Below are 13,621 nucleotides of genomic sequence, written 5' to 3' on the forward strand. Positions count from 1 at the left end.
CGAAACAATGCCCCTTAAGGCTTTGTCTCTGTATCATTTATCAGAACTTTTGCAAAATATACCGCCGCGGATCCGCATAACCCGCCCTCAAAAGCCGGAATCACGGCCTATATGCCTTATATCCGCTCGAAACGTCTATGTAAAATATGGCGTTTAATTTTCCAAAGCCGCATAAAATTCTGAAAATACCAAAATTTTATACTGATTTTGTCTTTGCCTGTTATCCCTGTCTCACTCCGCGCCTGTATCAAGGCGTCCTCTCCGGCAAGACTAGCGAATTTCTGTCATATTGCCAAGCTTTTTTTAGCATTATTTCTCAAAATTCCAGCCTTTTTAGCCGGAATTTTTATTTATGGTGCAAACACTGAGTTGAAAGGCACCGGATACGCCGCACCGGCGAGGTGAAAACACAGCAGCGGCAAGCAGCTATTGAGCCCGGCAAAGCAGCAGCACAGCAGCACATCGCCACGGCATAAAGGCTTAAACCGGCTTTTTAAGCGTTTTCATCAAGGCGGCGTGAATATATTCATTCCCGGCAATAATATTTTTGCAGGCAAAAATTTCCTGCCCGCCGGTCTTATCTGTGACAAAACCGCCGGCTTCGCGCACCAAAAGCAGGCCGGCAGCCATATCCCACGGCTTTAAATTTTCCTCCCAAAAGCCGTCAAGCCGCCCGGCAGCAATATAGGCCAGATCCAGCGCCGCCGCCCCCATACGGCGAATACCGGCCGCTTCCGCCATAATATTGCGCAATTCCACCAAATAGCTGCCGTGATTTTTGCCGCCAAAATGCGGAATACCCGTGCCGATAACGCAATCTTCCAGCCTGCGCCGGGCTGAGACGCGCAAACGCCGATCATTTAAAAAAGCGCCGCTGCCGCGCTCTGCCGTATAAAGCTCGTCCGTAATCGGATTATAAATCACGGCCGCGGCCATGCGCTCCTGGCTTTCCAGCCCGATTGAAACGGCAAAATGCGGAATGCCGTGCAAAAAATTGGTCGTGCCGTCCAGCGGATCAATAATAAAGCGATGCTGTTTGTCTTCACCAATAATTTCGCCCGATTCTTCCAGCAAAAAGCCATAAGACGGACGGGCATATTGCAATTCGCGCCGAATAATATTTTCGGCCTTTTTGTCGGCCTGGCTGACATAATCGGCCGGGCCTTTCATTGATACCTGCAAATTTTGCACTTCGCCAAAATCACGCGCCAGCGCCCGCCCGGCTTTAAACGCCGCCTGCACCATAATATTCATAATTGCTGAACGCGCCATTTTCTTTTTCCTTAAACCTGCTTTTGCCGCTGCCGATTTTTAAACAGGGCTAATGCGGCAACCCGGCCGCCGGCCTGTCAAAGCCGGCGGGCAATAAAGCCCGCTTAATCGGCGCGGCGCAAATAGGTAATTTCGTTAGTGTCAACCACCACCCGCTCGCCCGATGCAATAAAAGGCGGCACCATAAGGCGAATGCCGTTTTCCAGAATAGCCGGCTTATAGGAAGAGGCCGCTGTCTGCCCTTTGACCACCGGATCGGCCGAAATTATGGCCAGAACCACCTGATCCGGCAGGGTAATGCCAATAGGCCGCTCTTCATAAAGCTCAACTGTTACAGTCATGCCGTCCTGCAAAAAGGCGGCGCGTTCGCCGACAAAATCTTTCTGCAATTCCAGTTGATCATAAGATTGCGCGTCCATAAATACCAGTGCTTCGCCCTGCTCATAAAGATAGGTGAAATCTTTCTGCTCCAGCCGCACTTTTTCTACTGTTTCGGCAGCGCGGAAGCGCTCATTCAGCTTGGTGCCGTCCAGCAGGTTTTTCAGCTCGACCTGATTAAAGGCCCCGCCTTTGCCCGGCTTCACCGCATTGCATTTCACCGCCACCCACAGGCTGCCATTATGTTCAATCACATTGCCGGGGCGAATTTCATTGCCGTTAATTTTCATAAGATCTATCCGCTTGGTCTTCTTTATCAAAAGGCCTCAACAGCCATGCGCAATCAAGGCCGCGCCTGCCGACTCCCCAATTTGCCGGCAGCGCAAAATACCCCTCTCCCGCTTTAAGCCATTTTTCAGCAAAATATAACCGGAAAACGACTTAAGGCGGCATTTTTTCGTTAAAACTGCCAATAAAGCCTCACTCAAGCAGAAAAACAACAAGCACATTTTCGGCAAAACCGGCAATTCTGCCGCGCTGGCCGGCCGGCACAGCAGCCGGGCAGCCTACCCTCTGCCGGAAAATGCCTCTATTTGCATTTGCGCCGCCTGGCGCACGGCTTCCTGCACTTTTTCAAAAGCCCGCACCTCTATCTGGCGCACTCTTTCACGGCTAATACGAAATTCTTCCGACAAAGCTTCCAATGTTTTTGGCTCTTCCCTCAGGCGGCGATCAGCAAAAATCTGCTTTTCGCGCGCATTCAGCCCGGCCATAGCCTGCGTCAGCATAGCGCGGCGATTGGCAATTTCATCTTGCTCAATCAATATTTGTTCCTGGCCGGGCGTGTCATCTTGCAGCCAGTCCTGCCATTCGCCGCCGGTCTCTTCTGCCCCGCGCACCGGCACATTAAGCGAAGTATCGCCGGAAAGTCGCCGATTCATTGAAATAACATCAGCAGCGCTGACATGCAGCGTATCGGCAATTTCTTTTACTTGCTCAGGGGTTAAGTCGCCTTCATCAAGCGCCTGAATACGCCCTTTCAACCGGCGCAAGTTAAAGAACAGCCGTTTTTGATTAGCCGTTGTCCCCATTTTAACCAGGCTCCATGAGCGCAAAATATATTCCTGAATGGCAGCCTTTATCCACCACATGGCATAAGTCGCCAGGCGAAAGCCTTTATCCGGCTCAAACCGCTTTACCGCCTGCATCAGGCCGACATTGCCCTCAGAAATAACTTCACCCATAGGCAGGCCGTAACCGCGATAAGAAAAAGCGATTTTTGCTACCAGCCGCAAATGGCTGGTCACCAGCCTGTGCGCGGCTGAGCGGTCATCATGCTCCAAATAGCGCTTGGCGAGCATATATTCCTCACGCGGCTCCAACAGAGGAAAGCGGCGAATTTCCTGCAAATAGCGGTTCAGGCCGCCATCACCCTGCCCAATGGCAGGTAAAGCTGTTTGCGACAAAATACTCTCCGTGACAGCGGGCATAAGCGCGCTGCTCCATAAAACCGCGTCATTTTAGCGATAAATTGCGTCAAAATAAAGCCCTGACAGCCGAGACAAGCCAAATCCGGGCGGCAAAACCCCGCCGGGGAAGACGAAAAAGGCGTTTTTGCAATATTTCAGGACAAAGCGCCGGGCACTGCGCCTTATAAAGCCAAAGCCTGCAATAAATTTTGCATATCGGGCGGCGGCTTTACGGTAAATTCCATAATGGCGCCGGTTTTCGGGTGTTGCAGCCGCAAAAAGGCGGCCAGCAATGCCTGCCGCGGAAAGGCCGCTACCTCTGCCCGCACAGATTCCGGCAACAGGTTAATCTTGGTTTTAAAAGCCTGCCCATAGGTTTTATCGCCAATTAACGGGTGGCCGATATGCGCCATATGCACGCGAATCTGATGGGTGCGCCCGGTTTCCAGCCGGCATTCGACCAGACAGGCTGCGGGAGCCTTGCCGTCACCCATAGCGGATTGGCGTAAAATTGTATAATGGGTTATGGCGCGGCGAACGTCTCCGGCGTCATTGCGGGCAATGGCGCGGCGAGTTCTCTCCCTTGGGTCGCGCGCCAAAGGCGCATTGATTATACCGCCGGGCGGTGAAGGAACACCCCACACCACGGCCTGATAGCGCCGCTCCAGCACACCGCTGCGGCCGTGATCGGCAAATTGCCGGCTTAAATGCCCATGCGCCGCATCATTTTTGGCAATCACCATCACCCCGCTTGTATCTTTATCCAGCCTGTGCACAATACCGGGGCGTTTAACCCCGCCAATGCCGGAAAGGCCAAAACCCGCCGCCGCATGCTGCCCGCAATGGTGAATAAGCGCATTGACCAGCGTGCCGCCGGCATTGCCATTGCCGGGGTGGACAACCAGCCCGGCCGGCTTGTTAATTATAATTATATCGGCATCTTCATAAAGGATTTCCAGATCTATGTCTTCACCCTTCGGTTTTGCCGCCACCGGCGGCGGCAAGATAAGCTCCACTTCGCCGCCTGTTGGCGGCTTGAAGCGTGGCTCCAGCACCGGCTTGCCGTCAATGCGCACCTGCCCGCTGCCAATCAATTTCGCTATGCGCGCGCGTGACAGCTCAGGCGCGCATTGCTGCGCCAGCCATTGATCCAGCCGGCGGCCGGCGGCTGTTTTATCAATTTTTATCAGGCGCACCAAAGATTGCGACATGGAAATTGCTCTTTTTGCCTTTTGCCTTGTCCCATTCCCTCTGTTCCGGTATATTATAAAGGGATTACAGAAAATTTGCAAAACAGGGCGGCAAAGGGTCGGTTCATGCCCAAAGGCAGCCGGCGGGAAAGAGTATAAAGTGACACAAGAGGCAGAAACACCAATAAAAACAGCAGAGCCGGGCCGGCAGCCGGCAGCGCCGGCAGACACTGCCCAATCCCGGCCGGCCGCTGAAGTGCACATAATGCGGGAAAAAGCCGCGCAAAATAAAACGGCGCTGGGGCGTGTGCATCGCAAATTGCTGCGGCTTATGCTGGTATCGCTGACAGTCACCTTTATCGCCCTAACCGTGGTAGCCGGCGCTATTATCTACAAAGTCACCCATATTTACAGCACGCCCAAAACCGCCCCTGCCGTGCCGCAAGCGCAAAATAGCGGCGGCATATTTATCCAGACCGCGCCCAATAGCGGCGCAGCCAGCGCCTTCCCGCCGGCGGCCGGCACAACGCCGCCAACGGCCAAAAGCGCCGCTCTCCCGCCTGAGCAGCTTATTACCGCGACACCGGGAGAAAAGCTGGAAGAAGTCAGCCTCTCCGGCAATTTGCTGCTGCTGCGCCTGAGCAATAAAAACAGCAAGGATAAAGTGCTGCTGATTTATGATTTTGTCAAAAAACAGCCAGTTGCCCGCATAAGGCTGGCGGGGACGGAATAAACGGCATTGCCGGCTTTAAAGCGACTCACCGACAAACAGCCGGGAGACAGCGCCAAAGGAAAAAGCGGGAAGCAGGGAAAAGGATTATATAAAGCTGTCAGAAGAGGCAGTGCAGAAAAAAGATTTATCCCCGCGGTATATGTCTATGGTTGAGCTGTTTCTGGCTGTAATTCACTCCTCCTCTGTTTCTTTATACATGCTTGAAGCGCTGATTCCAAACGGGAATATAACCGAAGCTAATCAGCAAAAAGCAGTCGCAGATATGCGAAAATCAGTAACTGCCTGTAATGAATTTATAAAAATTACGGTGGAATCTTTGAGCGGGAGTCATGAATGAGCAATATTTCTCAAATTCCTGATATGGAGGAAAGATTAAAAAGGTTGCAATCCGGCGCTGGGGGCGGCATATACAATGCTATGGAAGCGCGCATAGCGACACGGGAAGCCGATACAGAAAATATGAAAACCAATATTGCCGATATAAAAATGGATATTCGCAGTATAAGAAAAGATATGTGATCGGATTTCAGGCTGATATTCGGCCCTGTAATCACGCTTGCTGTCGGCTTGGCAGCCCTTATGGCAAAAGGTTTTGGCCGGCTTTAACAGCGGGTCATATTTCCCTCCCTTTTAGCCCGGTTGCGTGATTTTTTGCCTTTGTCTACAGCCAAAAGAAGAGCTGTGTAACGGGTCGGCTCTATATTTCAGGGGTAATGCTCTTCCGGAAAAGCGGCATAAGCGGCAATAGCCAGCAACAGCATGGGGCCGAGATAATAAAACGGTGTCAGCTTTGCCGCCCCGGTTACCATCATCAATTTTGTCACTATGGCCTGGGCTGTGCTGCCAAACAGCACCGAACCCAGGGCCAATGAAAAGCCAAAACCGGTTACCCGCACATTGCGCGGAAAAGCCTCCATGACCAGCAGCGCCTGCACGGTCATCATCATGCCCAGCATAATAGTGCTGAGCAAAAGCCCGCCAATAAACAGGGCAAAATCTGTGGCCGCATAAAAATAAGTGATAAAACAACCGCAAAAAGCCGCGCTCAGGCAGATAACAGCAAAAATCTTGCGGCGCGCAATTTTATTGCAAATCAAACCGCCGCAAAAAGTGGCCGCCATCATGACCAGACTCATAATAATAGTCAGCACATAACGGCTATTGCCCTGCAACCCCGCAGCTCCGCCCGCCTTTAGCGCAATCAGGCTGAGATAAGTGGGCATATAAATAATCACAATATAAACCAGCAAAGTGACCGGCATAACGGTGATAACAGCCAATAAAAACCGGCCCAAATAGTGTTGCCCGATAAGGCGCACAGGGTGCAAAGCAGTGTCATTTTCTGCTTTATCACCGCGCCAGCTCTCCGCTATATGAGCGCGAATATAAAAGCCGACAGGGATAATAGCCAAAGCAAAAATAAACGGTATGCGCCAGCCCCAGGCGCGCATTGCAGGCTCAGAAAGAGTTGAAAACAGGCAAAAAGCAAACAGCGCCCCCACAGCCGCACTCATGCCCTGCATCATAAACTGCCAGGCAATATAAGTGCCGCGTTTTGTCGCCTGGGCAGATTCCAGCAGCAGCGCCGCGGCCGAGCCCATTTCACCGCCGGCAGAAAAGCCCTGCAACAGCCGCCCCAGCACAATAAGCGCCGGTGCCGCCAAACCGATAACAGCATAAGGCGGGGTAAAAGCAATCAAGGCGCTGCCGGCACCCATAAGCATAATAGTGATAAACAAAGCGGCTTTGCGCCCGCGCCTGTCAGCATAGGCGCCCAGTATGACACTGCCGATAGGGCGCGCCGGAAAACCAAGGCCAAATAAAATAGTGGAAATATAGGTGGAAAGCAGCGGATCATCGGTTTTTAATATGGAAAAGCCGATAATGGTGGCAAAATAGCTGTAAACGGTAAAATCAAAACTTTCGAGGAAATTGCCAAAACCGGTAGCGACAATCAGCCGGGTTTTACCGCTTTTCCCTTGTGCTTTCATCACTGTTTGCTCCATTTCCGGCCTGGGCCGCGCCACCGCAGCTTTTTGCCGAGCCGGGCAGTCTGGCACAAAAAATTACCGATAAGAAGATAGATTTTTTAGCCAAACCGCATTACATAAAACCGGGCGGCCGTTTTATGCGCCGGCAGCAAAGCTGCCGGCAAGGCCAAAGGGTAATTTTATGACCATCACCTCTCCCGCTTCTGTGTTGCAGCAACTTATCCGCTGCCCTTCCATAACACCGCAGACAAGCGGTTGTTTCGACCTGCTGCAAACCCTGCTTGCGCCTTTGGGTTTTGCTATTGAGCGGCCGCGTTTTAGCGCCGCCAATACACCGACAGTAGAAAATTTTTATGCCAAACGGGCAGCGTCCGGAGCGCCCGCTATGGGCGCGGGCAAATCAGCGCCGGCAAAGGCTAAAGCCGGCCAAAGCCCGGCAAAGCATTTGCTGTTTGCCGGGCATATTGATGTTGTGCCGACCGGGGCAGAGACGGCGTGGCGCTTCCCGCCTTTTGCCGGGCAGATTGCCGATGGCCTGCTTTATGGCCGCGGCGCGGTGGATATGAAAGGCGGCATTGCCTGTTTTATTGCCGCTTTGGCGCGCCTGACAGCAGAGCAGCAACAGCCTGATAGCGGCGCTATTTCCCTGCTCTTGACGGGTGATGAAGAAGGCCCCGCCATTAACGGCACGGTCAAATTGCTGCACTGGGCAGCGCAAAAGGGTGAAGACTGGAGCGCCGCTCTGGTAGGCGAACCAAGCTCGGCAGAAATATTGGGCGATATGATAAAAATCGGCCGCCGCGGCTCACTTTCTGCCATTTTGCGGGTAGAAGGCAAACAAGGCCATGTCGCTTATCCACAGCGCGCCGGCAATCCGCTGCCTGTGTTGGCCCGGCTTTTAACCGCGCTGACAAGCGCGCCGCTGGATCAAGGCACCCCGCATTTCCAACCGAGCAATCTGGAGCTGACAAGTATTGATACCGGCAATGAGGCGGCCAATATGATCCCCCCCGCCGCCGCCGCGCGCTTTAATATCCGCTTTAACGATAGCTGGACTATTGAGCGCCTGCAAGCCGAGTTGGAAAACCGGCTGGCGCGCGCCGCCGGGCAGGTGGGCAGCAGCAGCGCCGTTTCTTATCATCTTGAATTTGCTGCCAATCCTGCATCTGCCTTTATCACCGATAATAAAGCGCTGATTGCGCCTTTACAGGCGGCCATTACGGCATTGACAGGGCAAAGGCCGGCGCTTTCCACCAGCGGCGGCACCTCAGACGCGCGCTTTATTAAAGATTATTGCCCGGTGGCAGAATTCGGCCTTGTCGGCCAAACCATGCACCAGATCAATGAATGCGTGACTATAGAAGATTTGGAAAATCTGACAGAAATTTACCGCCATTTTATCCGGAATTATTTTGCCGGCCGGGATTAGCGCTCTTATTGCCCGCTCTCTCCTTTTTCAGGCTTATAGCGGCAGTGCCCGTTACCCGGCGCCCGCTCAATCAGACAGATTGTATTGAAATTTTCCAGCCGCCATTGTCCATAACAAAAATTCCGACAGGCAAAATGCTTTTACAGGCAGGCCCGCCTGCTCCCCCGCGCGGCCGGATAGCTGCCGCGGCCGCTGGTGCCGAACAACAGGTTTTGGAACTTTTGACAACAGGTTTTGGAATCTTTCCGCTCTCAAAATTAAGCTTTTGAAGCATACGCAAAGGGCCTTCAAAAATGGTTTGAAGGGAGTGGAATAATCCGCCCACCAGTATTTATCCGAATCTTTTTACAACCAAAAGAATTATCATTCTTTGTTTTTTTTACAAAAATTCCATTATTTCAGATCCGGACACTGCGTCCGGATCTTTTTTGCATTTTTAATGCTCCTATTCCTGTTTATTGATACCAATTTCATACAAAAAACCGCCTATGAGGCGGTTTAATCGGCTTTAAAAGCCTTTTCAAAGGTGACGAGAGTGATTTTCAAAGCCCTTTTGAAAGTTCCCGCATATGCGGCCGATTTCCACCAAATCACGCCCATCTGGCAAAATTATATGTCAAATTCTTCCCGCCGCCACTCACCAGTTTCCTTCTTGACAAACCTCTTCAATCCCCCGATTTTACTGACCTATCCCACTTAAAACCACCTGATCACACCTAATCCCACATATTCTAAAACTGTGTGTCAAATAACAGAAATATTGATAGCAGTGCCAGGGAGCAAACCCGCTCGGCTCTCCCCCGCGCGGCCGGATAACAGCAAAGCAGAGAGCAGCCGGTTTGCACCGTGCCAAGGCCGCGCAGGATTTTACCGCTGCCCCAATCACCTCCCCAAAGCAGCACATGGCAGTATCCTGAAATATATTTAAGCTGTTTCATTACCGCTTTTCTGCCCCTGCTCCGTTTCGACCGGGAGCGGCCGCCACTATTCCGGTGCCCTCAGTGCCTCTATAGCCCGCAATCTGGCGGCGGCAACAGGCGGCAAATAAGGCGGGCGGGGCGCTGCCGCCGCTTCTGCCAGCAAAATGTCACAATTATTTTCAATCACCGCTTCCAGTTTTTGCATAAAATCACGCCGCGGCAGACCGGGGGGGATTGGCGGTAAAATCCGGCATTTTATTGTGCCCGGATAAAGACAAAAACGCTTTTTTGGCCAATAAAGGCCGGAATTCAGGGCAACAGGCACTACCGGCAGGCCAAGCTCGGCATAAATGGGGAAAAGGCCCGGCTTATAAGCAGGCGCGGCACCCGGCTCCTTGCGCGTGCCCTCAGGGAAGATAATAATCTGGCGGTTTTGCGCCGCTTTTTCCTTCCCCTTGGCAATCAATATTTTCAAAGCCTGCAAGGGCGCGCCGCGATTGATCGGTACCATACCCATTTTAGCCAGAAACCAGCCGAGAAACGGAATCCACAGCAATTCCCGCTTCAGGATAAAGCTCGGATCGGGGATATAAAGCGGCAGAACCAAAGTTTCCCATGTTGATTGATGCTTGGCTGCCACAATATAAGGCCCTTGCGGCAAATTTTCCGAGCCTTCCACCCGGTAATTGAGACCGACAAGATATTTTTGCAGCCAGAAAAGGGAACGCGCCCAGCTTCGCGGCACAATCCACGCCGCTTTATGCGGCAGAAAGAAATAAAACGGCGTAAACAACGCCATTTCAATAATTGTTACCAGAACAAGACATATTTTAAAAAGCAGCGAACGGATAAACAGCATATTTCTCGCCTGATTTGGTGTTTCCCCATATTTTGCCCGCAATCCGCCGCCTCTGCCGGGCGGAATAGCGGTTAATTTAGCCCGCTTCCCTGCTTTTGCCGGGGGAGCCGGGCTTTATTATAGCCTGTTGAGCGCCAATGGAAAAGGCGCGGAATAAAGAAAACGCCCCATAGCCATGGAGCGCTTCTCTGACCGGCCAGAGCCGGCAGCATTGATAAATTATTATTAGCGGCCGGCGGCACCGGCCCCGCCCCGCCCCGGCCAGCTTTAATCGACATAAGGCTGGGCGCGAATTTTTGCTACTTTTTCGGCCGTAACCGGCGCCGCATTATTTGTCCACGCTGTCCGCAGAAAATTCACCAGCTCGGACACTTCCTCATCACTCAGGCGCCAGGCAAAACCCGGCATGGCCAGATCTTCCGGCCGCAAAGCGGTAGAAGGCAGGCGCGAACCCTGCAATATGACATAAATCAGCCCGGCCGCATCTTCGGCATTAACAATAGCGGCACCGTCCAGCCGGGGGAAAACTTCCGGCGCACCCAGGCCATTGACAAAATGGCAGGCACCGCAATTATCCAGATAAAGCCGCGCGCCCAACGGCATGGAAGGCTCAGCCTTTGTCAGCATGGCAATAGTGGAACCGGCATCACGCACGGGCTGCTGCGGCCCGGCTTTTGTTTGAATATGCTGCAAATAAGCGACAATGGCATCAATATCCTCGCTTTTTAAATATTGCAGCGATTCCCTGATAGCAAAATTCATCGGCCCGGCGGCAGAACTATAATGATTACGCCCGGTTGTCAGATAAAATTTCAAGTCATCATCTGTCCAGCCGGCAAGAGCAGAATTGGCGCCGCGCAAATCGGGCGCTGACCAGCCGCCCACTGCCGAACCGGTCAAATAAAGCGGCGAAGAAGCGTCAAATCCTTTTTGACGGAAGATAATATCACGCGGCGTATGACAGGCGCCGCAATGCCCCGGGCCTTCCACAATATAAGCGCCGCGATCCAGCTTCGCATTATTATAAGGCGGGGTAAAGCCGGTTTCAGGACGCAAAACCAGCCAGTTCCACAGGCGTATGCCCCAGCGCTGATTAAAGGGGAAGACAAGAGCGGTTTTTTGCACCGGCTGCTCCACCGGCTGCACATTATGCATAAAATAATCATAGAGAGCGACAATATCCTCGTCAGTCAGTTTGCGATAACTGTCATAAGGCATAGCCGGGTAAAGATGGCTGCCGTCCGGGCGCAACCCGTCACGCAAGGCAGCAGAGAAATCTTCCAGGCTGTAATTGCCAATGCCATAGCGCTTGCCCGGCGTAATATTGGAGGCGTAAATTTTGCCGAAAGGGCTGTCAATCGGCTTGCCGCCGGCAAAAGGCTGGGCACTATTGCCGGTATGGCAGGCGGCACAATCAGCCATAATCGCCATATATTGCCCGCGCCCTTCCGCCGATTGATAATTTTCGGGTAATTGCGCTATTGGCCGGGAGCGATGAGCCGGCACAAGAATAATAGCAAGCACGGCAATAATACCTAAAATCACCAGCCAGAAAATGAGTTTGAGCAAAAAGCGCATATTTGTTCTTTCCCTTATACCAGCGGACGCGGATTTTTAAGGTAATTATTTTTAATCGCTGCCACCATCCAATACGTCAAAGCGCCGACTGTGCCTGTCGGATTCTGTTCCAGATTTTGCGGATAGGCATTGGCGCCAGGGACAAATAAATTATGATAATCCCAATGCTGCAAATAACGGTTTAAAGCTGAATTTTGCGGATTTTCCCCCATAATGGCACCGCCTACCGTGTGCGTGGTCTGGTAGGCGGTGGCGTCATAAGGCTCATTATCCTGCATACGCCGCAAATTATAGGAATCAGGATTAAGCGCCTTGACAATTTCTTCCTGCCGGGCTGAGCCGAATTGCGCCAGCTTAATATCATTCTCATGCCAGTTAAAAGTCATACGCATTAGCGGCCGGCCATATTTATCTTTATAAGTCGGATCCAGATCAAGATAAGCATCGCGGTAAGACATGCAACTGCCATGCAGCCCCAGGCCAAGATTGCGGCCATACCAGTCGCCAATAGCCTGCTTCCACCCCGCGCCCCAGGCAGGCGTGCCCGTTGGCAGCGGCAGAGAGCGGTTCGGCTGGCCGTTAGTCTGGTTACAATCAATGCGCACCCCGCCGATAAAACCTTCTTTGGCAAAATCAATACGGTTAGTGGCAAAATCGTCCAGCGCCATACAATTTGCCCCCGTGCCGATAAAAGGATTAAAGTTTTTATCTTTAAAAAAAGCGGTGGCGCTGCCGACATTGATTTGATACGCATAATTGCGGCCGATAACCCCCTCATTTGTTTGCGGATTATAAGGCTGCCCCAGGGCAGAATGCAGCAAAAGCCGCACATTATTCATCTGAAAGGAGGCCAGAACCACCATATCGGCCGGCTGGAAAATTTCTCTCCCTTCCGGGTCTATATAGGTCACGCCGCTTACTGTCTCGCCATTGGCTGATTTTTCAATCCGCAGCACTTCCGACCTGGTGATATACTGAAAATTTTTATGCCTTTTGGCCGCTGCCAGCACGCACATTTGCGGCGAACCCTTGGAATAATTCAAGCAGCCGAAACGCTCGCAATAACCGCAATAATTGCACGGCCCCATTTGCATGCCGTAAGGATTGGTATAAGATTGCGTAGCGATTGCAGCGGGAAAAGCAAAAGGGTGATACCCAAGCGATTTTGCCGCTTGCGCAAACAGCTTGCCGTGATAAGTCACCCCGCCGCCGGGCATGGGGTAGGTATTTGAGCGCCAGGCTTCAAACGGATTGCCCTCCCCGGTTTTATGCCCCTTTATATTGCCGGCCTCACCTGCTACTCCGGCCACTTTTTCAAAAAAATCATAATAGGGCTCAAGCTCATTATAGCTCACTCCCCAATCCTGAATTGTCATATCTTCCGGGATAATCTGCTCGCCAAAGGTTTTTTCCACATAACTGCGCAGATGGAATTCTTCCGGGTGCGCCCGCCAGGTCTGGCAGTTCCAATGCGCGCCGCAACCGCCCACCCCGGTGCCGATTAAAAAACTGCCTAATTGCCGATAAGGCAGGGCTGTGTCGCTCAGGCTGCGGCGAATGGTAACCGTTGTATTGCTCAGTTTTTCCATTTCTTCCAGCCGCAGGGCATATTTAAGCTCATCGGCCGTAGTGGGATAAGACCAGTTCGGCACAATATTGCGATCATGCCCGCGCTCAATCGCCAGCACATCATAACCTTCACGCGCCAGCTCCAGCCCGACAATAGACCCTGTCCAGCCAAGGCCGACAATAACCACATTTTTTTTCTTTTGCTGTATCGCCACAATCACCGCTCCATAGCC

At 52.3% G+C, this 13,621-nt stretch carries 12 protein-coding genes; 4 read left to right on the top strand and 8 right to left on the bottom strand.

Annotation, left to right across the window (positions count from 1 at the left end):
- Window positions 1-480 precede the first annotated feature (480 nt).
- The 4 genes from DPQ22_RS00240 to DPQ22_RS00255 form a co-directional block, all read right to left on the bottom strand.
- Complete coding sequence (locus DPQ22_RS00240) at window positions 481-1,272, bottom strand: inositol monophosphatase family protein (protein WP_150212581.1); 792 nt, start codon at window positions 1,270-1,272, stop codon at window positions 481-483.
- A gap of 104 nt (window positions 1,273-1,376) precedes the next feature.
- On the bottom strand, window positions 1,377-1,940 hold the full coding sequence (gene efp, locus DPQ22_RS00245) for an elongation factor P (protein WP_150212582.1): 564 nt from the start codon (window positions 1,938-1,940) through the stop codon (window positions 1,377-1,379).
- 276 nt (window positions 1,941-2,216) lie between these two features.
- The gene (gene rpoH / locus DPQ22_RS00250; protein ID WP_425305129.1) at window positions 2,217-3,140 is read right to left on the bottom strand and encodes an RNA polymerase sigma factor RpoH; all 924 of its coding nucleotides are present in this window, start codon (window positions 3,138-3,140) and stop codon (window positions 2,217-2,219) included.
- Between the two features lie 161 nt (window positions 3,141-3,301).
- Complete coding sequence (locus tag DPQ22_RS00255) at window positions 3,302-4,330, bottom strand: RluA family pseudouridine synthase (RefSeq protein ID WP_150212583.1); 1,029 nt, start codon at window positions 4,328-4,330, stop codon at window positions 3,302-3,304.
- A 139-nt stretch (window positions 4,331-4,469) separates the two neighbouring features.
- On the opposite strand from DPQ22_RS00255, the gene DPQ22_RS00260 reads away from it, so the two are divergent.
- The 3 genes from DPQ22_RS00260 (at window position 4,470) to DPQ22_RS00270 (ending at window position 5,561) form a co-directional block, all read left to right on the top strand.
- Window positions 4,470-5,042 (top strand): hypothetical protein, encoded by a 573-nt coding sequence (locus DPQ22_RS00260; protein WP_150212584.1) that lies wholly within the window; start codon window positions 4,470-4,472, stop codon window positions 5,040-5,042.
- Between the two features lie 109 nt (window positions 5,043-5,151).
- Window positions 5,152-5,379 (top strand): hypothetical protein, encoded by a 228-nt coding sequence (locus DPQ22_RS00265; RefSeq protein WP_150212585.1) that lies wholly within the window; start codon window positions 5,152-5,154, stop codon window positions 5,377-5,379.
- Entirely contained in the window at window positions 5,376-5,561 is a 186-nt protein-coding gene (locus tag DPQ22_RS00270; protein WP_150212586.1) for a hypothetical protein, read from the top strand. The genes DPQ22_RS00265 and DPQ22_RS00270 overlap by 4 nt, the downstream gene beginning before the upstream one ends.
- A 185-nt stretch (window positions 5,562-5,746) precedes the next feature.
- Here DPQ22_RS00270 and DPQ22_RS00275 read toward each other — a convergent pair whose 3' ends face one another.
- Window positions 5,747-7,033, bottom strand: coding sequence for an MFS transporter (locus DPQ22_RS00275; RefSeq protein WP_246681409.1), 1,287 nt, complete (start codon window positions 7,031-7,033; stop codon window positions 5,747-5,749).
- A gap of 181 nt (window positions 7,034-7,214) precedes the next feature.
- Between DPQ22_RS00275 and dapE the strand changes: the two genes are divergently transcribed.
- Window positions 7,215-8,462 carry a succinyl-diaminopimelate desuccinylase gene (dapE, locus tag DPQ22_RS00280; protein WP_150212588.1) on the top strand — a complete coding sequence of 416 codons (1,248 nt, stop codon included), beginning with the start codon at window positions 7,215-7,217 and terminating at the stop codon, window positions 8,460-8,462.
- Window positions 8,463-9,446: 984 nt separating this feature from the next.
- On the opposite strand, the gene DPQ22_RS00285 is transcribed toward dapE, so the two are convergent.
- The 3 genes from DPQ22_RS00285 to DPQ22_RS00295 all read right to left on the bottom strand — a co-directional run bounded on the left by DPQ22_RS00285 (window position 9,447) and on the right by DPQ22_RS00295 (window position 13,603).
- Complete coding sequence (locus DPQ22_RS00285) at window positions 9,447-10,283, bottom strand: lysophospholipid acyltransferase family protein (protein ID WP_320411406.1); 837 nt, start codon at window positions 10,281-10,283, stop codon at window positions 9,447-9,449.
- A gap of 225 nt (window positions 10,284-10,508) precedes the next feature.
- Entirely contained in the window at window positions 10,509-11,819 is a 1,311-nt protein-coding gene (locus DPQ22_RS00290) for a cytochrome c (protein WP_150212590.1), read from the bottom strand.
- Between the two features lie 14 nt (window positions 11,820-11,833).
- Window positions 11,834-13,603, bottom strand: coding sequence for a GMC family oxidoreductase (locus DPQ22_RS00295; RefSeq protein WP_150212591.1), 1,770 nt, complete (start codon window positions 13,601-13,603; stop codon window positions 11,834-11,836).
- Window positions 13,604-13,621: the final 18 nt, after the last annotated feature.

Source organism: Candidatus Tokpelaia sp. (genome assembly GCF_008636115.1).
Taxonomy (GTDB): domain Bacteria; phylum Pseudomonadota; class Alphaproteobacteria; order Rhizobiales; family Rhizobiaceae; genus QLZD01.